This is a genomic window from Burkholderia ubonensis subsp. mesacidophila (genome assembly GCF_002097715.1).
Lineage (GTDB): Bacteria > Pseudomonadota > Gammaproteobacteria > Burkholderiales > Burkholderiaceae > Burkholderia > Burkholderia mesacidophila.
On sequence record NZ_CP020737.1, the window covers coordinates 3,164,340 to 3,186,638 of the forward strand.

General features: G+C 67.0%; 21 protein-coding genes. 2 read left to right on the forward strand and 19 right to left on the reverse strand.

The annotated features are described in order from the left end of the window. Nucleotides 1-9 precede the first annotated feature (9 nt). The gene (locus tag B7P44_RS14860; protein ID WP_084905376.1) at nt 10-1,881 is read right to left on the reverse strand and encodes an ABCB family ABC transporter ATP-binding protein/permease; all 1,872 of its coding nucleotides are present in this window, start codon (nt 1,879-1,881) and stop codon (nt 10-12) included. A 174-nt stretch (nt 1,882-2,055) separates the two neighbouring features. On the opposite strand from B7P44_RS14860, the gene B7P44_RS14870 reads away from it, so the two are divergent. Further along, complete coding sequence (locus tag B7P44_RS14870) at nt 2,056-2,454, forward strand: acyl-CoA thioesterase (protein WP_084905380.1); 399 nt, start codon at nt 2,056-2,058, stop codon at nt 2,452-2,454. A 44-nt stretch (nt 2,455-2,498) separates the two neighbouring features. Here the strand turns inward: B7P44_RS14870 and B7P44_RS14875 are convergent, their stop codons facing one another. Further along, nucleotides 2,499-2,981: a nitrate reductase associated protein gene (locus tag B7P44_RS14875; protein WP_084905382.1), complete on the reverse strand. Its 483-nt coding sequence runs from the start codon at nt 2,979-2,981 to the stop codon at nt 2,499-2,501. Between the two features lie 125 nt (nt 2,982-3,106). Between B7P44_RS14875 and fdhD the strand changes: the two genes are divergently transcribed. After that, entirely contained in the window at nt 3,107-3,931 is an 825-nt protein-coding gene (gene fdhD, locus B7P44_RS14880; protein ID WP_084905384.1) for a formate dehydrogenase accessory sulfurtransferase FdhD, read from the forward strand. Here fdhD and B7P44_RS14885 read toward each other — a convergent pair. The 17 genes from B7P44_RS14885 to B7P44_RS14960 all read right to left on the reverse strand — a co-directional run bounded on the left by B7P44_RS14885 (nt 3,916) and on the right by B7P44_RS14960 (nt 22,291). Continuing rightward, nucleotides 3,916-5,091, reverse strand: a complete 1,176-nt coding sequence (locus B7P44_RS14885) for a fatty acid desaturase (protein WP_084905387.1) — start codon at nt 5,089-5,091, stop codon at nt 3,916-3,918. The genes fdhD and B7P44_RS14885 overlap by 16 nt on opposite strands. Nucleotides 5,092-5,178: 87 nt before the next feature. Beyond that, nucleotides 5,179-5,511, reverse strand: a complete 333-nt coding sequence (gene cyoD, locus B7P44_RS14890) for a cytochrome o ubiquinol oxidase subunit IV (protein WP_042586271.1) — start codon at nt 5,509-5,511, stop codon at nt 5,179-5,181. Beyond that, complete coding sequence (gene cyoC, locus B7P44_RS14895) at nt 5,512-6,123, reverse strand: cytochrome o ubiquinol oxidase subunit III (RefSeq protein ID WP_084905389.1); 612 nt, start codon at nt 6,121-6,123, stop codon at nt 5,512-5,514. It lies immediately after the preceding gene. Beyond that, entirely contained in the window at nt 6,123-8,135 is a 2,013-nt protein-coding gene (gene cyoB, locus B7P44_RS14900) for a cytochrome o ubiquinol oxidase subunit I (RefSeq protein ID WP_084905392.1), read from the reverse strand. Before cyoB ends, cyoC begins: the two co-directional genes overlap by 1 nt. Nucleotides 8,136-8,138: 3 nt before the next feature. Then, entirely contained in the window at nt 8,139-9,029 is an 891-nt protein-coding gene (gene cyoA, locus B7P44_RS14905; protein WP_084905394.1) for a ubiquinol oxidase subunit II, read from the reverse strand. Beyond that, entirely contained in the window at nt 9,026-9,229 is a 204-nt protein-coding gene (locus B7P44_RS36345; protein ID WP_133117960.1) for a hypothetical protein, read from the reverse strand. Before B7P44_RS36345 ends, cyoA begins: the two co-directional genes overlap by 4 nt. A gap of 190 nt (nt 9,230-9,419) precedes the next feature. Continuing rightward, entirely contained in the window at nt 9,420-10,187 is a 768-nt protein-coding gene (locus B7P44_RS14910) for an enoyl-CoA hydratase (RefSeq protein ID WP_084905396.1), read from the reverse strand. Nucleotides 10,188-10,278: 91 nt separating this feature from the next. Further along, the gene (locus B7P44_RS14915) at nt 10,279-11,478 is read right to left on the reverse strand and encodes an acetyl-CoA C-acyltransferase (RefSeq protein WP_084905398.1); all 1,200 of its coding nucleotides are present in this window, start codon (nt 11,476-11,478) and stop codon (nt 10,279-10,281) included. 16 nt (nt 11,479-11,494) lie between these two features. After that, nucleotides 11,495-13,930 (reverse strand): 3-hydroxyacyl-CoA dehydrogenase/enoyl-CoA hydratase family protein, encoded by a 2,436-nt coding sequence (locus B7P44_RS14920; protein WP_084905400.1) that lies wholly within the window; start codon nt 13,928-13,930, stop codon nt 11,495-11,497. 113 nt (nt 13,931-14,043) lie between these two features. Then, nucleotides 14,044-15,831 (reverse strand): acyl-CoA dehydrogenase C-terminal domain-containing protein, encoded by a 1,788-nt coding sequence (locus B7P44_RS14925; protein ID WP_084905402.1) that lies wholly within the window; start codon nt 15,829-15,831, stop codon nt 14,044-14,046. A gap of 57 nt (nt 15,832-15,888) precedes the next feature. Further along, nucleotides 15,889-16,488 (reverse strand): TetR/AcrR family transcriptional regulator, encoded by a 600-nt coding sequence (locus B7P44_RS14930; protein ID WP_084905404.1) that lies wholly within the window; start codon nt 16,486-16,488, stop codon nt 15,889-15,891. Between the two features lie 187 nt (nt 16,489-16,675). Then, on the reverse strand, nt 16,676-17,965 hold the full coding sequence (clsB, locus tag B7P44_RS14935) for a cardiolipin synthase ClsB (protein ID WP_084905406.1): 1,290 nt from the start codon (nt 17,963-17,965) through the stop codon (nt 16,676-16,678). After that, nucleotides 17,962-18,489: a dihydroneopterin triphosphate diphosphatase gene (nudB, locus tag B7P44_RS14940; RefSeq protein WP_084905408.1), complete on the reverse strand. Its 528-nt coding sequence runs from the start codon at nt 18,487-18,489 to the stop codon at nt 17,962-17,964. Before nudB ends, clsB begins: the two co-directional genes overlap by 4 nt. Before the next feature lie 156 nt (nt 18,490-18,645). Beyond that, entirely contained in the window at nt 18,646-20,448 is a 1,803-nt protein-coding gene (gene aspS, locus B7P44_RS14945; RefSeq protein WP_084905409.1) for an aspartate--tRNA ligase, read from the reverse strand. Nucleotides 20,449-20,509: 61 nt separating this feature from the next. Beyond that, the gene (locus B7P44_RS14950; RefSeq protein ID WP_010090712.1) at nt 20,510-21,160 is read right to left on the reverse strand and encodes a DUF502 domain-containing protein; all 651 of its coding nucleotides are present in this window, start codon (nt 21,158-21,160) and stop codon (nt 20,510-20,512) included. A 61-nt stretch (nt 21,161-21,221) separates the two neighbouring features. Continuing rightward, nucleotides 21,222-21,560, reverse strand: a complete 339-nt coding sequence (locus B7P44_RS14955) for an FmdB family zinc ribbon protein (RefSeq protein ID WP_084905412.1) — start codon at nt 21,558-21,560, stop codon at nt 21,222-21,224. 95 nt (nt 21,561-21,655) lie between these two features. Further along, nucleotides 21,656-22,291 (reverse strand): methyltransferase domain-containing protein, encoded by a 636-nt coding sequence (locus B7P44_RS14960; RefSeq protein ID WP_084905414.1) that lies wholly within the window; start codon nt 22,289-22,291, stop codon nt 21,656-21,658. Nucleotides 22,292-22,299: the final 8 nt, after the last annotated feature.

Genomic DNA, 22,299 nt, shown 5'->3' on the forward strand with positions numbered 1-22,299 from the left:
GAACGGGCCCTAAACCTCCTCCGCCTCCTCCCCGCCCGCCGCCGCGCGCTGCTGCTGCAGCGCCCACATCTGCGCATACAGCCCGTCCGCGCGCACCAGTTCGTCGTGCGTGCCGCGCTCGACGATCCGCCCGTGATCCATCACGAGGATCTGCTGCGCGTGCACGACCGTCGACAGCCGGTGCGCGATCACGAGCGTCGTGCGATGCCGCGCGATCTGCTCGAGCTCGTGCTGGATCGCGCGCTCCGAACGCGAGTCGAGCGCCGACGTCGCCTCGTCGAACAGCAGGATCGGCGGATTCTTCAGCAGCGTGCGCGCGATCGCGACGCGCTGCTTCTCGCCGCCCGACAGCTTGAGCCCGCGCTCGCCGACCGGCGTGTCATAGCCCTTCGGCAGGCTTTCGACGAAATCGTGGATGTGCGCGGCGCGCGCGGCCGCGATCACCTCGTCGCGGGTCGCGGTCGGCCGGCCGTACGCGATGTTGTAGTAGATCGAATCGTTGAACAGCACGGTGTCCTGCGGCACGATGCCGATCGATGCGCGCAGCGAATCCTGCGTGACGTCGCGGATGTCCTGCCCGTCGATGCGGATCGCGCCGCCCGCCTGCCGGTCGAGATCGTAAAAGCGAAACAGCAGGCGCGACAGCGTCGACTTGCCCGAGCCGCTGTGGCCGACCACCGCGGTCGTCGTGCCGGCGTCGATCGTGAACGTCACGTCGTGCAGGATCGACCGCGCCGGCTCGTACGCGAAGTTCACGTGCTCGAAGCGCACCTGCGCGCCGGCCACCGCGAGCGGCGCCGCATCGGGCGCGTCGGCGACCTCCTTGGCCGCCGACAGCAGCCCGAACATCCGGTCCATGTCGGTGAGGCTCTGCTTCAGCTCGCGATAGACGACGCCGAGGAAATTCAGCGGAATGTACAGCTGCAGCATGAACGTGTTGATCAGCACGAGATCGCCGAGCGTCAGCTTGCCGGCGAGCACGCCCTGCGTCGCGCGCCACAGGATGAACACGAGCCCGGTGCCGATGATCGCCTGCTGGCCGAAGTTGAGCAGCGACAGCGAGTTCTGCGAGCGGATCGCCGCCTTGCGGTAGCGCTTCAGGTTCTCGTCGTAGCGCTGCGCCTCCCAATCCTCGTTGCCGAAATACTTGACCGTCTCGTAGTTGATCAGCGAATCGATCGCGCGCGAATTCGCCCGCGAGTCGAGCTCGTTCATCGTGCGGCGGAAATGCGTGCGCCAGTTGGTGACCTTCACGGTGAACACGATGTACGCGACCAGCGCGGCGAACGTCACGTACGCGTAGTACGCGTCGTACTTGACGACGAGGAAGCCGAGCACGAGGCCGACCTCGACGAGCGTCGGCAGGATGCTGTACAGCGAGTACGAGATGAGCTGCTGGATGCCGCGCGTGCCGCGTTCGATATCGCGCGACATGCCGCCCGTCTGGCGTTCGAGGTGAAACCGCAGCGACAGCCCGTGCAGATGCCGGAACACCTGCAGCGCGAGCCGCCGCACCGCGCTTTCGGTCACTTTCGAGAACAGGATCTCGCGCAGCTCGGTGAACAGCGACGTCGACAGCCGCACCAATGCATACGCGACGACGAGCAGCCCGATGCCGCCCGCGAGCACGATCCCGGCCGACTGCTCGGCGCGGCCGAGCGCGGTCAGCTGCTGCACCGCGGCGAGATGGTCGACGATGCGCTTCATCACGACCGGCACGCCGAGGTTCGCGACCTTCGCGCCGATCAGGCAGCCGAGCGCGAGCGCGACGCGCCACTTGTAGGTCGCCAGGTACGGCAGCAGCGAACGGATGGTCTGCCAGTCGTTGCGGGGCCCGGTGTGAAGCGGCGCGGGCTCGCCGGAAGCGGGAAATCGGCGCATGGGGAATGGGAGGCTCGGCAGTGCGGGCCGCGCTCGACGACCGCCGGCTCGCCCGCTTTCTCGTACAATTTGCGAACGTTGTATTGTCGCAGAAGCCGGTTCGCGCCGCTGTCGGCGGCCTCGCCGGCCGCGCGTGCGGGCCGGTGCGTTTTATTACAGGATGAAAGCATCGCCATGACCGACTCCCCGCTCGCCCTCCCGCAAAACCAGCCCGCCCTGCGCGTCGTCCCGCAGCCGTCCGACGCCAACGTCCACGGCGACGTGTTCGGCGGCTGGATCATGTCGCAGGTCGACATCGCCGGCTCGATCCCCGCGAGCCAGCGCGCGAACGGCCGGGTCGCGACCGTCGCGGTCAATTCGTTCGTGTTCAAGCAGCCGGTGTTCGTCGGCGACCTGCTGAGCTTTTATGCGACCGTCACGCGCACCGGCAACACGTCGGTGACGGTCGACGTCGTGGTCTATGCGCAGCGCATGCGCCTCGCGGGTGAAATCGTGAAGGTGACCGAAGCAACGCTCACCTACGTCGCGACCGGCGCGGACCGCAAGCCGCGCCCGCTGCCGCCGCTCGAATGAGCGTGCCGCGCGCCGGCGCGGCATGACACGCCTCGGCCGCCGCATCAGTGCGCGGCCGTCAGCCCGAATTCCCGCATCGCCGGCAGAAAATCGTGGTTCAGCTTCGGCTTGCGGGACAGCTTCACCAGCACGTAGCGCTGGAACGGCGCGAGCCGCTGCCATTGCGCGACGTCCGGCGCCGGCAGCCCCGCCAGCGCGCTCTGCTGCACCAGCGCGTCCGGCACCCGCTCGGTGCCGCGCCAGGCCGGCTGCTCGTCCGGCTGGAACCAGCTCGGCTCGAGATCGGCGTGCGTGCGCAGCATCTCGAACAGCGCGTGGTCGAAATTGGGCTCGATCGCGGTGTCGTCGTCCGCCGGAAAGCGGGCGAGCAGCTTGCGGTCCTCGAGCGGCAGCAATTGCCACTGCTCGAGCGAGATCCGCAAGCCGAAGCGGTCGAGATTGAAGCGCACGATCATCGGGATGTACGTGAAATTTTCCGATGAATCGCGTTCGAAGTTGAAAAGCAACGGTGCGTCGCTAAGTCCCATGGCGTTACCCGAAGTGGCGGATGCCGGCGCGGCCGGCCTGCCTGAGGTATTTTAGAACCTCTGCGCTCGAACGGCGGACGCGATCGTCGTCCGGCCGCGCGCCAGTCAACCGAACGGGAGTCTCAGTGAATCCGACCGAATCCGCCGAACCGCGCGGCGCGATCGAACTGTCCGTGCGCCGCACGCGCGGCGGCGCCGCCGAAACGGCGCTCGACCATGTCGGCCAGGAATGGCCGGTCGCGCTCGTCTTCAACGGCATTTCGCACGCGGTGATGATGTGCACGCCGCGCGACCTCGAGGCGTTCGCGGTCGGCTTCGCGATTTCGGAAGGGATCGTCGCGCGCGGCAGCGACATCAAGGACATCGACGTGATCCTGCACGCCGACGCGCCGCTGCCGCACGCCGAAGTCCACCTGGAAGTCGTGCAGCAGGCGTTCGCCGCGCTGAAAGACAAGCGCCGCGCGCTCGCCGGGCGCACCGGCTGCGGCGTCTGCGGGATCGAGAGCATCGACCTGCTCGACCTGGCGCCGGAGCGCGTGCCCGATACCGGCTTCCTCGCGCGCCTCGCGCCCGACGCGCTCGCGCGCGCCGCCGGCGAGCTGCCGGCCCATCAGGCGCTGACGCGCCTGACGGGCGGCCTGCACGCGGCCGCGTGGTGCGACGCAACAGGCGCGATCCGGATGGCGTTCGAGGACGTCGGCCGCCACAACGCGCTCGACAAGCTGATCGGTTCGCTGGTGCTCGCCCGCGCCGACGCGACCGACGGCTTCGTGTTCCTGTCGAGCCGCGCGAGCTACGAGCTGGTGCGCAAGGCGGCGCGCGTCGGCATCCCGATGGTCGCGACGATCTCCGCGCCGTCGTCGCTCGCGATCGCGATTGCGCAGCAGGCCGGCCTGCGGCTCGTCAGCTTCTGCCGCGAAACCGGCTACGTCGATTACGGCACCGCGTGAGGCTGCGCGGCGGACGCCGCGCCTGCCGGCTCCGGCACGGCGGCCGGCGGTTCGTCCGTGGCGGCCGGCGGCAGCGGCCCGCTCGCCGGCTCGCTCGTCAGGTTGCCGAGATAGTCGGTCCAGAGCTTGCGGTCGGTGTCGTACAGCTTGCAGCGGCGGGCCGTGTCGAAGTACCAGCGCCAGCTGAAGCGCTGCACGACGATGCGCCCGGGCAGCATGTCCTCCAGCTTCGCCTGCGCCGGCTTGAGCCGGTACAGCGGCACGCTCATGTCGACGTGGTGGGCCGTGTGCTCCATGATGTGGTGCAGCAGGCCGCCGATGCCGAACGGGAACGTCAGGTGCAGCGTGGTCGACACGAACGGCGCGGCGTTCGACCATTCGGCCCGGTTCGCGTGCCACGCGATGCGCGGGTCGGTATGGTGAACGTAGACGACGAACCCGATCATCGAGCACCAGAACAGGAACGGCACGAGCACGCCGGTCGCGAGCAGCAGCGCGACGGATTGCTGCGTCGCCAGCGCCGCCCAGACGACGGCGCCGATCCACACGGCCGCGAAGCCGGTCACCAGCAGGCAGTCGCGCCGGAACACCGGCCGCGACGCGCCGATATAGGTCCTGGTCGGGAAATACATCCGCAGCCACCAGATCTCGACGAAATAGTAGAGCCCCGGCGCCCAGCCGCTTCGGTAAATGCGGTCGAGCAGCCGGCGCGTCGGCGACAGCGCCGCGTATTCCGCCGGCGTATGCGGCGCCCACACGAAATCGAAGCCCTTCAGGTTCGTGTAGCCGTGGTGCACCACGTTGTGCCCGACTTCCCACAGGCTGTACGGCGTCAGCGACGGCAGGAACGCGATGCGGCCGAGCCAGCGGTTCAGCCGGCGATCGGGCGTCAGGCTCTGGTGGCACGCGTCATGCCCGATGATGAAGAGCCGCCCCGTGACGAAGCCGGCCGCCATCCCGCAGACGATCTTGCCGATGATCGACGGGATCAGCAGCGCGCCCGCGAACGTCGCGAACAACAGCAGGTAGTCGAGCACGAGCAGGAGGATCGGCCGCACGATCTCGCGCGCGGCGAACGGCACGAGCCACGAGCGGATGACCTTGCGATGCGGCATCGGCGCGTCGGCGCGAACGGGTGTCTGGGAATCGTTATTGACCATGATGCAGAAAGGCGCGCAGACCGCGCGCCCCCGAAAGGAAACCAGCCGTGCGACGGGCACGGCGCGAATGCGTGAACAGGATGCCGGTTACCGCGACATCATGTTCATGCTGACGTTGTGCATCACCCACAGCGTCCCGACGATCAGGATCAGCGCGGTGAGCACCGTGTAGCTGAACGCCATCACGTTCCAGCGCTGGCTCGACGACGTGTTCATGTGCAGGAAGCACACGAGATGCACGAGGATCTGCGCGAACGCGAGCACCGCGAGCGCGATGATCGCCGCCTTCGGCGCCAGCACGCCGCCCATCACGAGGCCGAACGACGCGGCGGTCAGCAGCACCGACAGGACAAAACCGACGATGTAGCCGCCGGCCGTGCCGTGCGCTTCATCGTGGTGAATGAGTTCCGAATGGGCCATTTAGATCACGCTCGCGAGATAGACGAAGGAGAACACGCAGATCCAGACGATGTCGAGGAAGTGCCAGAAGAGGCTCAGGCAGGTCAGGCGCCGGAAGTCGCGTTCCGTCATGCCGGGGCCGCGCGCGATCTGCACGGCGAGCACGACCATCCACAACAGGCCGACGGCCACGTGCAGCCCGTGCGTGCCGACCAGCGCGAAGAACGCCGACAGGAACGCGCTGCGTCCGGGCCCCGCGCCTTCCGCGATCAGGTGCGAGAACTCGCGCAGCTCCATCGCGAGAAACGCGACGCCCAGCACGAACGTCACCGCAAGCCAGACGAACACCGCACCGCGCCGGCGGCGCTGCGCGCCGAGCATCGCGAAGCCGTACGTGATGCTGGAGAGCAGCAGCGCGGCGGTCTCGAGCGCGACGCCCGGAATGTCGAACAGGTCCTTCGCGGTCGGGCCGCCTGCAAACTGGTTGCCGAGCACCGCGAAGGTCGCGAACAGCGACGCGAAGATCACGCAGTCGGTCATCAGGTACAGCCAGAAGCCGAACACCGAGTGCGACGGCGGATGGTGGTGCGCCGCCGGATGACGGGCGGCGCCCGTGAGAGATTGATACGACATCAGTTCGCCTCCAGTTCGGCTTCCGGCGTCGGCGCGCGCATCCGCACGCCTGCGCGTTGTTCCTCGATCTTGCGGACGGTATCCGCCGGAATGTAATAGCCTTCGTTGTCCTGCGCGCTGTACAGCACCACCGTCGCGACGATGCCGACGAGCGACGCGATCGCGAGCCACCAGATGTGCCAGACGAGCGCGAAGCCGAGCAGCAGGCTGAAGACACCGACGAACAGGCCGGCGCTCGTGTTGGACGGCATGTGGATGTCCTGGTACGCGACGTTCTTGCCGAGCCCGATGCCGAGGCCCTTCGCCTTGCGATACGCGAGCTCGTCGAGTTCGTGCACGTCCGGAATCACCGCGAAGTTGTAGACGGCCGGCGGCGACGACGTCGCCCATTCGAGCGTGCGGCCGTTCCACGGGTCACCCGTCACGTCGCGATACTGCGGCTGCGTGCGGTTGCGCCAGCCGACCCACACCGATGCGACCTGGAACACCACGCCGAGCGCGATCAGTGCCACGCCGAATGCGGCGGCGACCAGCCACGGATGCCACGCCGGGTTGTCGTAGTGGTTCAGGCGCCGCGTCATGCCCATGAAGCCGAGCACGTAGAGCGGCACGAACGCGACGTAGAAGCCGGTGAGCCAGCACCAGAACGCGCGCTTGCCTTGCTTCTCGTCGAGCTTGAAGCCGAACACCTTCGGGAACCAGAAATGGACGCCCGCGAAATAGCCGAACACGACGCCGCCGATGATCGTGTTATGGAAGTGCGCGATCAGGAACAGGCTGTTGTGCAGCACGAAGTCCGCGCCGGGAATCGCCAGCATCACGCCCGTCATGCCGCCGAGCGTGAACGTCACCATGAAGCCGATCGTCCACAGTACCGGCACCGTGAACTCGACACGCCCGCGGTACATCGTGAACAGCCAGTTGAAGATCTTCACGCCGGTCGGAATCGCGATGACCATCGTCATGATCCCGAAGAACGCGTTGACGTCGGCGCCCGAGCCCATCGTGAAGAAGTGATGCAGCCACACGAGGAACGCCAGCACCATGATCGCGCACGATGCGTACACCATCGTCTTGTAGCCGAACAGCGGCTTCTTTGCGAACGTCGAGATGACTTCCGAATAGATGCCGAACGCGGGCAGCACGAGGATGTACACCTCCGGATGGCCCCACGCCCAGATCAGGTTCAGGTACAGCATCGCGTTGCCGCCGGCATCGTTCGTGAAGAAGTGCATGTCGAGGTAACGATCGAGGCCGAGCAGCGCGAGCGCGACCGTCAGGATCGGGAACGTCGCCATGATCAGCACGTTCGAGCACAGCGCGGTCCACGTGAACACCGGCATCTTCATCAGCGTCATGCCCGGCGCGCGCATCTTGATGATCGTCACGAAGAAGTTGATCGACGTGATCAGCGTGCCGACGCCGGAGATCTGCAGCGCCCACAGGTAGTAGTCGACGCCGACGCCCGGGCTGAACTGCAGCTCGGAGAGCGGCGGATACGCGAGCCAGCCCACCTGCGCGAATTCGCCGATCACGAGCGAGATGTTCATCAGGATCGCGGCGACCGCCGTCATCCAGAAGCTCAGCGAGTTCAGGAACGGGAACGCGACGTCGCGCGCGCCGATCTGCAGCGGCACGATCAGGTTGAAGAACGCGACCAGCAGCGCCATCGCCATGAAGAAGATCATGATCACGCCGTGCGCGGTGAAGATCTGGTCATAGTGATGCGGCGGCAGGTAGCCGGGGCCGTTGTACGAGAGCGCGAGCTGCAGGCGCATCATGACCGCGTCCGCGAAGCCGCGCAGCAGCATCAGCACGGCGACGACCAGGTACATCACGCCGATCTTCTTGTGATCGACCGACGTCAGCCATTCGCTCCATAGCCATTTCCACCGGCCGGTGACCGTCAGTGCAGCGACGATGCCCAGCACGACGAGCCCCATGAAGGCGCTCGCCCCCATGATGATGGGCTGATCGAACGGGATCGCCGAAAGTGTCAGTTTGCCGAACATGCGTTACCCCTTCGTCGTACAGGCAGCGTCCTTCAGGTCGAGGACGTGACCGTCGTTGTATTTCGCGATGATGTTGTGGAACAGCTTCGGATCGACCGTCGAGAAGTAGCGCACCGGCGCCTTCTCGCTCGGCTGCGCGACCGTGCTGTAAGCGGTCATGTCGAGCCGGTCGGACGACGCCTTCACCTTCTGCACCCACGCGTCGAACTGCTCGCGCGGCTCGGCGAGCGTGCGGAACTTCATGTCGGAGAAGCCGCGGCCGCTGTAGTTGGCGGACACGCCCGCGTAATCGCCCGCTTCGTCGGCGATCAGGTGCAGGCGCGTCTGCATGCCAGCCATCGCATAGACCTGGCTGCCGAGCTGCGGGATGAAGAACGAGTTCATCACCGAATCCGACGTGATGCGGAAGTTCACCGGCGTGCCCACGGGAATCGCGAGCTGGTTGACCGACGCGATGCCGAGCTCCGGATAGATGAACAGCCACTTCCAGTCGAGCGCGACGACTTCGACGTCGATCGGCTTGACCGCCGATTCGAGCGGCTTGTACGGATCGAGCTCGTGCGTGGTCCGCCACGTGAGGATGCCGAGGTACAGGATGATCATCGTCGGCACCGACCAGATCACGACCTCGATCGCGGTCGAGTGCGACCAGTTCGGCGCATACGTCGCGTTGCGGTTCGACGCGCGGTAGCGCCACGCGAAGAACAGCGTCAGCAGGATCACCGGCACGACGACGATCAGCATCGTCCACGTGGCCGTCGCGATCAGCGATTTCTCCGCGACGCCCACCGCGCCCTTGGGATCGAGCACGTGAAGGTCGTTGCATCCGGCCAGTCCCGCCAGTATCGCGATGACGGGGGCCGCCCGCGCACCGCCGGTGATTCGTCTGATCATGGTTCGTTTGCCTGAGTGTCGTTGAGAAGGACTGCCGGGTCGCGCGCCGCCAATGCGCGACGCGTGACGACCGCAGCAGCCTGCCGCGCGAACTGTACGGAAACTTGCCGCAGTGCATCTTGACCGCGGACAAACTTCGCCGAGTTGAGCGAAAACTGGCCGGGGACGAACGTGATGCCGGCGCGGGTGATGGCCGGCAACGTCAGATGGGGAAAGGCCGCGCGCCTTCAGCGCAAGGCTCGCGGCGATCGGGGGAATGACCTCGGAGGGGGGAAACGCTGCGACGATGCGCCGCAGCATGGCGGGCGCCGGCGCATCGAACCGCGCGCCGGCAAGCGAAAAACGGGAGGTGGGAGGCGCAGCCGGCGCGACGCCGGCGCCGGCCGCGCGTTACGGCAGCGAACGGAAGTCCGGCTTGCGCTTCTCGAAGAACGCGGTCATCGCCTCGCGGGCTTCCGGCCCGCGCAGCATCGCGCTGAATTGCTGCCCTTCTTCCGCCATCCGCTCGGCGATCGACACGCCGCCGGCGTTCTTCAGCAATGCCTTCGTCACGCGCAGCGACGCGGCCGGCAGCGCGACGAGCTTCGCCGCCTGCTTCGCCGCGAATGCGTCGAGCTCGGCCGCCGGCAGCACGCGGTTCACGATGCCGATCCGGTGCGCCTCGAGCGCGTCGAACGGCTCGCCGAGCAGCAGCTTCTCGGCCGCGACCTGATACCCCGCGAGACGCGGCAGCAGCAGGCTCGACGCGGCCTCCGGGCACAGCCCGAGCTGCACGAACGGCAGCGAGAACGACGCCGTGTCGGCCGCATAGACGAGGTCGCAATGCAGCAGCATCGTCACGCCGACGCCGACCGCGATGCCCGGCACCGCGGCGACGATCGGCTTCGATGCGCTGCTGATCCGCGCGAGAAACTGGAAGACCGGCGCGCTGTCGTCCTTCGGCGGCGCCTTCATGAAATCCTCGAGATCGTTGCCCGCGCTGAAGATGCCGTCGCTGCCGCGCAGCAGGATCGCGCGAACCTCCTTGTCCTCCTGCGCTTCGCCGAGCGCGTCGGCCATCGTCTGGTACATCGCGGCCGTCAGCGCGTTCTTTTTCGCCGGCCGCGCAATGGTGATCGTCATCACGCCGTCGGCGCGTTCCACCTGGATGTCCGTCACGAGCGTCTCCTTGGCTGTATCCCATCCGAATGAAAAAAACGGTGCGCGAGCTCGTGGCCCGCGCACCGCGATCGTTACTGCTCCGCCTCGCTTACAGGCGTTCGATGATGCCCGCGGCGCCCATGCCGGTGCCGACGCACATCGTCACCATCCCGTACTTCAGGTTGCGGCGGCGCAGGCCGTGCACGACGGTCGCGGCGCGGATCGCGCCGGTCGCGCCGAGCGGGTGGCCGAGCGCGATCGCGCCGCCCACCGGGTTGACCTTGGACGGGTCAAGGCCGAGGTCGCGGATCACCGCCAGCGATTGCGCGGCGAACGCTTCGTTCAGCTCGATCCAGTCGAGATCGTCCTGCTTCAGGCCCGCAGCCTTCAGCGCGGCCGGAATCGCTTCCTTCGGGCCGATGCCCATGATTTCCGGCGGCACGCCGCGCACCGCGAAGCTCACGAAGCGCGCGAGCGGCGTCAGGTTGAACTCCTTGAGCACCTTCTCCGACACGACGAGCAGCGCACCCGCGCCATCCGACGTCTGCGAGCTGTTGCCGGCCGTAACCGAGCCCTTGTTCGCGAACACCGTGCGCAGCTTCGCGAGGCCTTCGAGCGACGTGTCCGCGCGCGGGCCTTCGTCGAGCGCGATCTCGCGCGTCTTCACGTCGACTTCGCCCGTCGCGAGGTTCGGGAAGCGTTCGGTGATCGTGTACGCCGCGATCTCGTCGTTGAACTCGCCAGCCTGCTGCGCGGCAAGCGCCTTGCGGTGCGACTCGACCGAGAACGCGTCCTGGTCCTCGCGGCTCACCTTCCACTGCTCGGCGACGCGCTCGGCGGTCAGGCCCATCCCGTACGCGATGCCGAAGTCCTCGCTGCGGTCGAAGATGTGCGGCGACATCGACGGCTTGTTGCCCATCATCGGCACCATGCTCATCGATTCGCAGCCGCCCGCGAACAGCGCGTCCGATTCGCCGACGCGGATGCGGTCCGCCGCCATCGCGAGCGCGGTGATGCCCGATGCGCAGAAGCGGTTGACCGTCACGCCGCCGACCGTCTGCGGCAGGCCCGCGAGCAGCGCGCCCATCCGCGCGACGTTCAGGCCCTGCTCGGCTTCCGGAATCGCGCAGCCGATGATCGCGTCCTCGATCAGCTTCGTGTCGAAGCCGGGCACCTGCGCGACCGCCGACTTGATCGCGTGAACCAGCAGCTCGTCGGGACGCGTGTTCTTGAAGACACCGCGCGGGGCCTTGCCGATCGGCGTGCGGCTCGCGGCGACGATGTATGCGTCTTGCAATTGTTTGCTCATTTCAGACTCCTGTCGCTCAGTTACGCACCGGCTTGCCGGTCTGCAACATGCCCATGATCCGTTCCTGCGTCTTCTGCGTGCCGAGCAGCTCGACGAACGCGCGGCGCTCGAGCGCCAGCAGCCATTCCTCGTCGACGAGGCTGCCCGCCTCGACGTCGCCGCCGCACACCGCTTCCGCGATGCGGCTCGCGATCAGGAAGTCGTGGTCGCTGATGAAGCGGCCGTCGCGCATGTTGACGAGCGACGCCTTGATCGTCGCGATCGCCGAGCGGCCCGCAACCGGCACGTCCTTCGCCTTCAGCGGCGCGCGGTAGCCGGTGTCGGCGAGCGCGCGCGCTTCCTTCTTCGCGGTGTCGAGCAGCTCGAACACGTTGAACACGATCGTGTCGGACGGCTTCACGTAGCCCATCGCGCGTGCGTCGTGCGCGGAGGCCGACACCTTCGCCATCGCCGCGTTCTCGAACGACTTCGTGACGAACTTCAGGATGTCGGTGGTCGCGTTCGCTGCCGTAGCGGCATCCGCCGCGCGCAGCGCTGCTTCCTTCAGGCCGCCGCCCGCCGGCACGAGACCGACGCCCACTTCGACGAGGCCGATGTAGCTCTCGACGTGCACGACGCGCTTCGCGCTGTGCAGCATCAGCTCGCACCCGCCGCCGAGCGCGATGCCCGACACGGCCGCGACGACCGGCACGTTCGCGTACTTCACGCGCAGCATGCCTTGCTGGAACTTCTTCACGAACGGCTCGATGCCCTTCGCGCCGCCCATCATGAACGCCGGCATCGCCTCTTCGAGGTTCGCGCCCGCCGAGAACGGGCCGCCCGGCGCGCCGAGCTTCAGCGACGTCGGCTGCCAGATCACGACGCCCTTGTAGTCCTTCTCCGCGAGCTCGATCGCCTGCACGAGGCCGTCGATCACGCTCGGGCCGATCGTGTTCATCTTCGACTTGAACGACACGATCACGACGTCGTCCTCGCCCGCGCGGTCATCGACCCATGCGCGCACCGAGTCGGTCTCGAACAGCGTCTTGCCGTAGGTCTTCGGGTCGGCGCCCGCTTCGCCCAGCAGCGGCGCGCGGAACACCTGCTTGTTGTAGACGGCGAGGTCCGAACGCGGCACGAAGCGCGTGGCCGCCGGCGCCCACGAACCTTCGGCCGTGTGCACGCCGCCCTTCTCGGCGACCGGGCCTTCGAGCACCCACGACGGCAGCGGCGCGTTCGCGAGCGCCTTGCCCGCGGCGATGTCTTCCTGCACCCACTCGGCGACCTGCTTCCAGCCGGCGGCCTGCCAGCCTTCGAACGGGCCTTCGTTCCAGCCGAAGCCCCAGCGGATCGCGAGATCGACGTCGCGCGCGTTGTCGGCGATCGACTCGAGATGCACGCCGATGTAGTGGAACACGTCGCGGAAGATCGACCACAGGAACTGCGCGTGCGGATGGTCCGTCTCGCGCAGCAGCTTCAGGCGCTCGGCCGGCGGACGCTTCAGGATGCGGGCGACGGTCTCGTCGGCCTTTGCGCCCGAATCGACGTAGGTGCCGGTCTTCGCGTCGAGCACCTTGATCGCCTTGCCTTCCTTCTTGTAGAAACCGCCGCCCGTCTTCTGGCCGAGCGCGCCCTGCTTCACCAGCTCGGCGAGCACGGCAGGCGTCTGGTAGACCGGGAAGAACGGATCTTCGGCGAGGTTGTCCTGCATCGTCTTGATCACGTGCGCCATCGTGTCGAGGCCGACCACGTCCGCGGTGCGGAACGTCGCCGACTTCGCGCGGCCGAGGCGGCTGCCGGTCAGGTCGTCGACTTCGTCGAAGCGCAGGCCGAACTTCGCGGCCTCGGTGATCACCGCGAGGATCGAGAAGATGCCGACGCGGTTCGCGATGAAGTTCGGCGTGTCCTTCGCGCGCACGACGCCCTTGCCGACGACGCTCGTCAGGAACGTCTCGAGCTGGTCGAGGATTTCCGGGCGCGTATGCGCGGTCGGGATCAGCTCGACGAGGTGCATGTAGCGCGGCGGGTTGAAGAAGTGCACGCCGCAGAAGCGCGCCTTCAGCTCGTCGGAGAAGCCGTCCGACAGCGTCGTGATCGACAGGCCCGACGTGTTGGTCGCGAAGATCGCGTTCGGCGCAATGTGCGGCGCGACCTTCTTGTACAGGTCGTGCTTCCAGTCCATCCGCTCGGCGATCGCCTCGATCACGACGTCGCACTCGGCGAGCTTCGCGATGTCGTCCTCGTAGTTCGCGGCTTCGAGGTATTTCGCGTCGTCCTTCACGCCGAACGGCGCGGGCGACAGCTTCTTCAGGTTCTCGATCGCCTTCAGCGCGATCGCATTCTTCGGGCCTTCCTTGGCCGGCAGGTCGAACAGCAGCACCGGCACGCGCGCGTTGACGAGGTGCGCGGCGATCTGCGCGCCCATCACGCCGGCGCCCAGCACGGCCACCTTGCGAATGATGAAATTGCTCACGGGATGTCTCCGGATAGTGTCGCGTAGCACGGGATGGTGAGGGCTACGCAGCGTAGTGAGTACCTGGACCGTATCGTCCGGGCGGAGCGCGGCGCGCTCCGCCCGATGCCGCATCAGAACAGCGACTCGTCGACTTCCATCATCGTCTTCGAGCCGGCGCGCGCGGCGCGGATCGTCGCGGCCGTTTCCGGCAGCAGGCGCGCGAAATAGAAGCGCGCCGTCGCGAGTTTCGACTTGTAGAACGGATCGCCCGACGCTTCGTTGTCGAGCGCGAGGCGCGCCATGCGGGCCCAGAAGTACGAGAACACGAGGTGGCCGACGGTGCGCAGGTACGGCACGGCGGCAGCGCCGACTTCGTCCGGGTTCTGCATCGCCTTCATGCCGATTTCCATCGTCAGCTTCTGCACCTTCTCGCCGATGTCCGCGAGCGGGTTGATGAACTCGGACATCTCCGGCTTCACGCCTTCCGCCTCGACGAAGTCGGACACGAGCTTGCCGAACTTCTTCAGCTTCGCGCCCATGTCGCCGAGCACCTTGCGGCCCAGCAGGTCGAGCGACTGGATCGAGTTCGTGCCTTCGTAGATCATGTTGATCCGCGCGTCGCGCACGTACTGCTCCATGCCCCACTCGGAGATGAAGCCGTGGCCGCCGTAGATCTGCATCGCGTGGTTCGTGCACTCGAACGCGTTGTCGGTCAGGAACGCCTTGATGATCGGCGTGAGCAGCGCGACGAGGTCGGCCGCTTCCTTGCGCACCGCTTCATCGCCGTGCGACAGCTCCTTGTCGATCTGCAGCGCCGACCAGTACGTGAACGCGCGCGCGCCTTCCGCGTAGGCCTTCTGCGTGAGCAGCATGCGGCGCACGTCCGGGTGGACGATGATCGGGTCGGCCGGCTTGTCCGGCGCCTTCGGACCCGTCAGCGCGCGCATCTGCAGGCGCTCCTTCGCGTACGTCAGCGAGTTCTGGTACGCGACTTCCGTGAGGCCGAGGCCCTGCATGCCGACGCCGAGACGCGCGGCATTCATCATCACGAACATCGCGTTGAGGCCCTTGTTCGGCTCGCCGACCATCCAGCCCGTCGCGTTGTCGAGGTTCATCACGCAGGTCGAGTTGCCGTGGATGCCCATCTTGTGCTCGATCGAGCCGCACTTGACGCCGTTGCGCTCGCCCGGCTCGCCCGCTGCGTCGGGGATGAATTTCGGCACGATGAACAGCGAAATCCCCTTCGTGCCTTGCGGCGCGTCCGGCAGGCGCGCGAGCACGAGGTGGATGATGTTCTTCGACATGTCGTGCTCGCCGCTCGAGATGAAGATCTTCGTGCCGCTGATCGAGAACGAGCCGTCGCTGTTCGGTTCGGCCTTGGTGCGCAGGATGCCGAGGTCGGTGCCGCAGTGCGGCTCGGTCAGGCACATCGTGCCCGTCCATTCGCCCGACACGAGCTTCGGCAGGTAGCGCTGCTGCAGTTCCGGCGCGCCGTGCGCGTGCAGGCATTCGTAGGCGCCGTGCGACAGGCCCGGATACATCGTCCATGCCTGGTTCGCCGAGTTCAGCATTTCGTAGAGCGCGTTGTTCACGAACGCGGGCAGCCCCTGGCCGCCGTAGTCCGGATCGCAGCCGAGCGCCGGCCAGCCGGCCTCGACGTATTGCTGATACGCTTCCTTGAAGCCGGTCGGGGTCTTCACGACGCCGTCACCGACGTACGTGCAGCCTTCGCGGTCGCCGACCTGGTTCAGCGGGAACAGCACCTCGGAGCAGAACTTGCCCGCTTCTTCGAGGACCTGGTTGATCGTGTCGGCATCGAGGTCCGCGTGCTTGGGCATCTGCTTGACTTCGGCTTCGACGTTCAGAAGCTCGTGCAACACGAATTGCATGTCGCGCAACGGCGCGGCGTACTGTCCCATGACTCTCTCCAAAGTAGGGCAATCGGCTCGAGCTTCTGGCGGGCGGATCACGCGCCGCTAACGGCTCTCGCTCTGATACGAAACAATCGTTTTTTCCAGCGCGGCCCACGTGAGGCGCACGGCGTCCGGCGAATGCAGGAAGCGTGCGTCGTGATGCAGGCCGAGCGTGAAGCTGTACAGCTCGAAGAGCATCAGGTCCGGATCGCCGTCCGGGCGCAGATGGCCTTCTTCCTTCGCCTGCGAAATGGCGCGCAGCAGCGCGGCGCGCCACGCCGTCACGCTCGCGATCAACTGCTCGCGCACGGGGCTGTCCGGCCGGTCGTCGTACTCGACGGCTCCGCTGATGTAGATGCACCCAGTCGTCACCTCCTGGATGCGCTTCTCGATCCAGCGCGCCAGCATCGCCCGCAGACGCGGCAAACCGCGCGGCTCGCGCAGGCTCGGAAAGAACACCTCGTTCTCGAAACGATGGTGATACTCGCGCACGACTTCCACCTGCAAATCCTCGCGCGATCCGAAGTGCGCGAACACGCCGCTCTTGCTCATCTGCATGCGCTCGGCCAGCAGGCCGATCGTCAACCCCTCCAGCCCGTCACGGCTGGCGAGGTCCAATGCAGCTTCGAGTATCGCGGCACGCGTCTGTTCGCCTTTTCGCATAGCTTTTTCTGTAACCGTTCGGGGGTTCAAATAAAATCGAACGGCCGTACTATTATTGAGTGCGACCGCCCGCGAAACAAGGAAATTATTAGAAACCGGTGTCTAACCGAGTCGCTATTTTGCGCGATTCGGGCCGCGTTGGAAGCGGTTTTCCGCACGGGCGTGCAGAAATGATTTAAGCGGGCGCTTAGTCGTAGCCGCCGACCGTCAGTACCTTCATCGCGGCACGGTAGGCCGTGTAGGCCAGCCAGTTCAATATGCGCTCGCCGAGCGGGCGTCGTGCGTAGCGCGCCGGGTCGATCTCGCGGCCGTCGGCGAACGCCGTGGCGATCGCGTCGCGCAGCTCGTTCGTGACCGCATCGTGCCGCACCAGCACGACGTTGGCTTCATTGTTCAGCATCAGGCTCAGCGCGTCCAGATTCGACGAACCGACCGTCGCCCAATTGTCGTCGATCACGGCCACCTTGCCGTGCAACATCGTCTTGTCATATTCGGCTATGCGCACGCCGGCGCGCAGCAGCGCGTGGTAGAGGAACGGCACCGCGGTGTCGAGCGCCGCGAACTCGTTGCGGCCGAGCAGGATCCGTACATCGACGCCGCGCCGCGCGGCACCCGTCAGCGCGCGGCGCAGCTTGCGGCCCGGCATGAAGTACGGATTCGCGAGCAGGATCCGCTGCCGGGCCTGGCCGATCGCGGCGAGGTACGCCTTCTCGATCGCGCGGCGGTTCACGACGTTGTCGCGCGCGACGAACGCGACGCTCGGCTCGGTCACGATCCTGAGCGCCCCGGCCTTGATCCAGCGGTGGCTGCGCATCCAGCGGCGGAACATGTCCGGGAACGCGTCGCCGCCGGCGAGCCCCGCCGCGTATTGCGCATACGGCTTGTGGCCGAAGCGGATCCGGTGCCATTGCAGCTCGAACGCGGCGCGCACGTCGGACACGACGGGCCCCGCCATCTCGACGCTGAAGTCCCAGCGCGGGTACGGGAGCGTCGTGCCGTTCTGCGCGTAGTCGTCGACGAGGTTGATGCCGCCGCAATACGCATGCGCGTGATCGACGACCGCAAGCTTGCGGTGCGTGCGCGAGAAGCCGAAGGGGCCGAACAGGTAGCGGTTGTACACGCAGTGCTCGATGCCTGCGTCGGCCCACGCGTCGAACAGCGGCAGGCGCGCCGTGCCGATGCCGTCCGTGATCACGCGCACGCGCACGCCGCGGCGCACGGCGCGCAGCAGTGCGTCCGACACCGGCCGCCCGGCCGCGTCGTCGCAGAAAATGTAGGTTTCGAGCATCACCTGCTCGCGGGCCGCGTCGATCCGTTCGATCAGCGCGCCGAAGAAGGCCTCGCCGCCCTGGCACAGCCGCACGGCATTGCCAGACGTGAAGGCGAGCCGCGAAGCGGAGCCCCGCTCCTGCAGGAACATCTGCCGCAGTTGCGCGAATCGCTTGCGGGCCTCCGGAAGGCCGGACCCGCCGTTCATGCGGCCCCGGGGGCCGGCCTTCCGGGGGCCGGCCTTCCGGGGGGCCGGCCTTCCGGAGGCCGGGCCGCGCGCGCGGACAATTGCAGGATCGCCTCGGCGTTCGACGGCGAGAAGCAGCGCGCGGCCGCCTCGCGATACGGCAGCCACGCATGGTCGACATGCTCGCGCGGCGACAGCGTCACGTCGACGCGACGCGGCACGCACAGGCCGAACCAGTGTTCGGTATTGCGCGTGACACCGGGCGCATAGCGGTGCAGATACTGCGGATAGATCGCGTAGTCGATCCGGTGATGCCAGTCGACGAGCGCGCCGGCCGGCACCTCCGGCGTGCCGACCACGATGCCCGTTTCCTCGGCCACTTCGCGCGCGGCGGTGACGGCGAGCGGCTCGTCGAGCGCGTCCTTCGACCCGGTGACCGATTGCCAGAAATCGGGCTGGTCGGCGCGCTTGATCACCAGTACGTCGAGGTCGGGCGTGTAGATCACGACGAGAACGGATTCGGGAATTTTCGGCGACTTCGTCATGTTTGTTTCATACGGCGCGAGACCGCGCGGCGGTTGGTCCGGGCAGCGCGGCGGGTGCTGCGACTGTACCGCAAAAAACGAAAAAGGCGCACCGTTGCGCCTTTTTCGTCGTGTGGCGCGCATGTCGCCACGCGCGCGTTCGGGGTCAAGCGTGCATTACGCCTTCGGCTGCTCCGGCTGACGCAGGCGGATGTGCAGCTCGCGCAGCTGGCGCTCGTCGACCGGGCTCGGCGCCTGCGTAAGCAGACACTGCGCGCGCTGGGTCTTCGGGAACGCGATCACGTCGCGGATCGAGTCGGCGCCGGCCATCATCGTGACGATGCGGTCGAGACCGAACGCGATGCCGCCGTGCGGCGGCGCGCCGTACTGCAGCGCGTCCAGCAGGAAGCCGAACTTCAGCTGCGCCTCTTCCGCACCGATCTTCAGTGCGCGGAACACCTTGCTCTGCACTTCCTCGCGGTGGATACGCACCGAGCCGCCGCCGATCTCCCAGCCGTTCAGCACCATGTCGTACGCCTTCGCGAGGCAGCGGCCCGGGTCGGTCTCGAGGTATTCGAGATGCTCGTCCTTCGGGCTCGTGAACGGATGGTGCGCGGCGACGTAGCGCGCGTCTTCGTCGTCGTATTCGAACATCGGGAAGTCGACGACCCACAGCGGCTTCCAGCCGGCTTCGACGAGGCCGTTCGCCTTGCCGAATTCCGAGTGGCCGATCTTCAGGCGCAGTGCGCCGAGGCTGTCGTTGACGACCTTCGCGCGGTCGGCCGCGAAGAAGATGATGTCGCCGTCTTCTGCGCCGGTGCGCTCGAGGATCGCCGCGATCGACGCGTCGTGCAGGTTCTTGACGATCGGGCTCTGCAGGCCGTCACGGCCCTTCGCCTTCTCGTTGACCTTGATCCACGCGAGGCCCTTCGCGCCGTAGATGCGCACGAACTCGGTGTAGCCGTCGATGTCGCCGCGCGACAGCTCGCCGCCCTTCGGCACGCGCAGCGCCGCGACGCGGCCGTCCTTCGCGTTGGCCGGCGTGCTGAACACCTTGAACTCGACGTCCTTCATCGCGTCGGTCAGCTCGGTGAACTCGAGCTTCACGCGCAGGTCCGGCTTGTCCGAGCCGAAGCGCGCCATCGCTTCCGAATACGGCATGACCGGGAACGTCGCGTCCAGCTCGACGTCGATCGTCGTCTTGAAGATGTGACGGATCATGTCCTCGAACAGGTCGCGGATTTCCTGCTCGCCGAGGAACGACGTCTCGCAGTCGATCTGCGTGAATTCCGGCTGACGGTCGGCGCGCAGGTCCTCGTCGCGGAAGCACTTGGTGATCTGGTAGTAGCGGTCGAAGTTCGCGACCATCAGCAGCTGCTTGAACAGCTGCGGCGACTGCGGCAGCGCGAAGAACTGGCCCGCGTTCACGCGCGACGGCACGAGGTAGTCGCGCGCGCCTTCCGGCGTGCTCTTCGTCAGCATCGGCGTCTCGATGTCGATGAAGCCCTGCTCGTCGAGGTACTTGCGCGCCTCGATCGCGACGCGGTAGCGCAGGCGCAGGTTGTGCTGCATCTGCGGACGGCGCAGGTCGAGCACGCGATGCGTGAGGCGCGTCGTTTCCGACAGGTTGTCGTCGTCGAGCTGGAACGGCGGCGTGACCGACGCGTTCAGCACGATCAGCTCGTGGCACAGCACTTCGATCTTGCCGCTCTTCAGGCCTTCGTTGACCGTGCCTTCCGGACGGTTGCGCACGAGGCCCTTGACCTGGACGCAGAACTCGTTGCGCACGCCTTCGGCGGTCGCGAACATCTCCGCGCGGTCCGGATCACACACGACCTGCACGAGGCCTTCACGATCGCGCAGGTCGATGAAGATCACACCGCCGTGGTCGCGGCGGCGCTGCACCCAGCCGCACAGCGACACGGTTTGGCCCAGCAGGTGTTCGGTCACGAGACCGCAGTATTCAGTTCGCATCGACATGATGTTTGCTTTCGTTCGGTTTGATCAACGGGCGCCGCAACGCGGCCCGGGCAATGATTCTTTACAGCGGCGGCTCGACGGGACGGCGGGCGGGCGCCGGTGCCGGCGCCGGGGGCGCCACCACGCCCATCGAGACGATGTACTTCAGCGCGGCATCGACCGACATGTCGAGTTCGATGACTTCGCTCTTCGGCAGCATCAGGAAGAAGCCCGACGTCGGGTTCGGCGTCGTCGGGATGTACACGCTCACGTACTCTTCCGTCAGATGATTGAGCACGTCGCCGCCGGGCGTGCCGGTCAGAAATGCGATCGTATACGACCCGCGGCGCGGATATTCGATCAGGAGCGCCTTGCGGAACGCGTTGCCGCTGCTCGACAGCAGCGTGTCCGACACCTGCTTGACGCTCGTATAGATCGGCCCGACGACCGGAATGTGACGCACGACCGCATTCCACCACGTGACGAGCTTCTGGCCGATGAAGTTCTGCGTCGCGAGCCCGACGATGAAGATGAACGCAAGGGTCAGCACCGCGCCGATCCCCGGCACGCGGAAGCCGAACATCCGCTCCGGCTGCCACGATTCCGGCAGCAGCAGCAGCGTCTGGTCCATCGTGCCGATGATGAGGCCGAGCACCCACAGCGTGATCGCGAGCGGGACGAGAACCAGCAGGCCGGTCAGAAACACCGATTTCAGGGTCGTCTTTTTCATCATCTGCCGTCAAATAGTCGCACCGGCGGCGCGGAATGGGCGCGGCCCGACAGGGCCGCGACAGTCAACTGCCGGCCGCAGGCGTCGCGGCCGGCGCGGGCGCCGGCGCAGCGCTCGCCGCACTGTCGGAACCGGACGCGGACGCAGGCGCGGGCACGGCGGCTGCCGGCGCCGCATCGCCCGAAGCGGACGCCGCCGCCGGCGCGCTCGTGCCGCCCGAGCCGCCGCGGAAATCGGTGACATACCAGCCGGAGCCCTTCAACTGAAAGCCCGCAGCGGTCAGCTGCTTGCGGAATGCATCCTTCCCGCATTCGGGGCACTGGGACAGCGGCGCGTCGCTCATCTTCTGGAGCACGTCCTTCGCGAAACCGCACGCTTCGCATCGATAGGCGTAGATCGGCATGGTATTTTTCCCGCAGAAACTGGAAACGGCTTGCAAAACCTTGAATTATAGCCGAAACCCCGACGCGCCCCGGCAACAGCCGCGATGCGCCGGCTTCAGCGACGCCGCCACGTGAGCCAGCGCTCGCGCCCTTCGAACACCGGCAGCGAATCGGCGACCGGCAGATCCTCGACCAGCGCGAAGTGCGGCCCGAGCAGCGCGTCGAGTTCCGCCGGGTCGATGCCGAACGGCGGCCCCTTCGGCGTCGCACCGACAAAGAAGTAGCCGGCCAGCAGCCCGCCGGCCGGCAGCAGCGCGGCCATGTGCGCCGCGTAGTCGGCGCGCCGGTCGCGCGGCAGCGCGCACAGGAACGCACGCTCGTAGACCCATTGCACGTCGAACGGCGGCGCGTAGGCGAAGAAATCCGCCTGCTCGACGACATCCGCGTGCGCGCCGAGCTGCGCCTTCGCGGCGGCAACCGCCTGCTCGGCGAAATCGATTGCACGCACGGGCCACCCGGCCTGCGCGAGCCATCCCGCTTCCTGCGCGCTGCCGCAGCCGGGAATCAGCACGGCGCACGGCGCGTGGCGGCTCGCAAACGCGCGAAAGCCGTCGGGTACGCCGCCGAATTCCCACGGCGTCACGCCGCGCGCGAAGCGCTCGTCCCAGAACGACGCGTCGCCCGGGTCGCGCGTCGAGAAATCCGCGGCGGGCGGCGCTGCGGGCGGGGGTTCGCGGGTCGGGTCGGACATCGGATGGC

Coding starts and splice junctions, on each gene's coding strand:
- B7P44_RS14875 (WP_084905382.1), bottom strand. CDS start 2,981: ATGGGACTTAGCGACGCACCGTTGCTTTTCAACTTCGAACGCGATTCA.
- B7P44_RS14870 (WP_084905380.1), top strand. CDS start 2,056: ATGACCGACTCCCCGCTCGCCCTCCCGCAAAACCAGCCCGCCCTGCGC.
- cyoA (WP_084905394.1), bottom strand. CDS start 9,029: ATGATCAGACGAATCACCGGCGGTGCGCGGGCGGCCCCCGTCATCGCG.
- cyoD (WP_042586271.1), bottom strand. CDS start 5,511: ATGGCCCATTCGGAACTCATTCACCACGATGAAGCGCACGGCACGGCC.
- aspS (WP_084905409.1), bottom strand. CDS start 20,448: ATGTCGATGCGAACTGAATACTGCGGTCTCGTGACCGAACACCTGCTG.
- B7P44_RS14930 (WP_084905404.1), bottom strand. CDS start 16,488: ATGCGAAAAGGCGAACAGACGCGTGCCGCGATACTCGAAGCTGCATTG.
- B7P44_RS14955 (WP_084905412.1), bottom strand. CDS start 21,560: ATGCCGATCTACGCCTATCGATGCGAAGCGTGCGGTTTCGCGAAGGAC.
- nudB (WP_084905408.1), bottom strand. CDS start 18,489: ATGACGAAGTCGCCGAAAATTCCCGAATCCGTTCTCGTCGTGATCTAC.
- B7P44_RS14925 (WP_084905402.1), bottom strand. CDS start 15,831: ATGGGACAGTACGCCGCGCCGTTGCGCGACATGCAATTCGTGTTGCAC.
- B7P44_RS14960 (WP_084905414.1), bottom strand. CDS start 22,291: ATGTCCGACCCGACCCGCGAACCCCCGCCCGCAGCGCCGCCCGCCGCG.
- cyoC (WP_084905389.1), bottom strand. CDS start 6,123: ATGTCGTATCAATCTCTCACGGGCGCCGCCCGTCATCCGGCGGCGCAC.
- B7P44_RS14950 (WP_010090712.1), bottom strand. CDS start 21,160: ATGATGAAAAAGACGACCCTGAAATCGGTGTTTCTGACCGGCCTGCTG.
- cyoB (WP_084905392.1), bottom strand. CDS start 8,135: ATGTTCGGCAAACTGACACTTTCGGCGATCCCGTTCGATCAGCCCATC.
- B7P44_RS14860 (WP_084905376.1), bottom strand. CDS start 1,881: ATGCGCCGATTTCCCGCTTCCGGCGAGCCCGCGCCGCTTCACACCGGG.
- B7P44_RS14885 (WP_084905387.1), bottom strand. CDS start 5,091: ATGGTCAATAACGATTCCCAGACACCCGTTCGCGCCGACGCGCCGATG.
- clsB (WP_084905406.1), bottom strand. CDS start 17,965: ATGAACGGCGGGTCCGGCCTTCCGGAGGCCCGCAAGCGATTCGCGCAA.
- B7P44_RS14915 (WP_084905398.1), bottom strand. CDS start 11,478: ATGAGCAAACAATTGCAAGACGCATACATCGTCGCCGCGAGCCGCACG.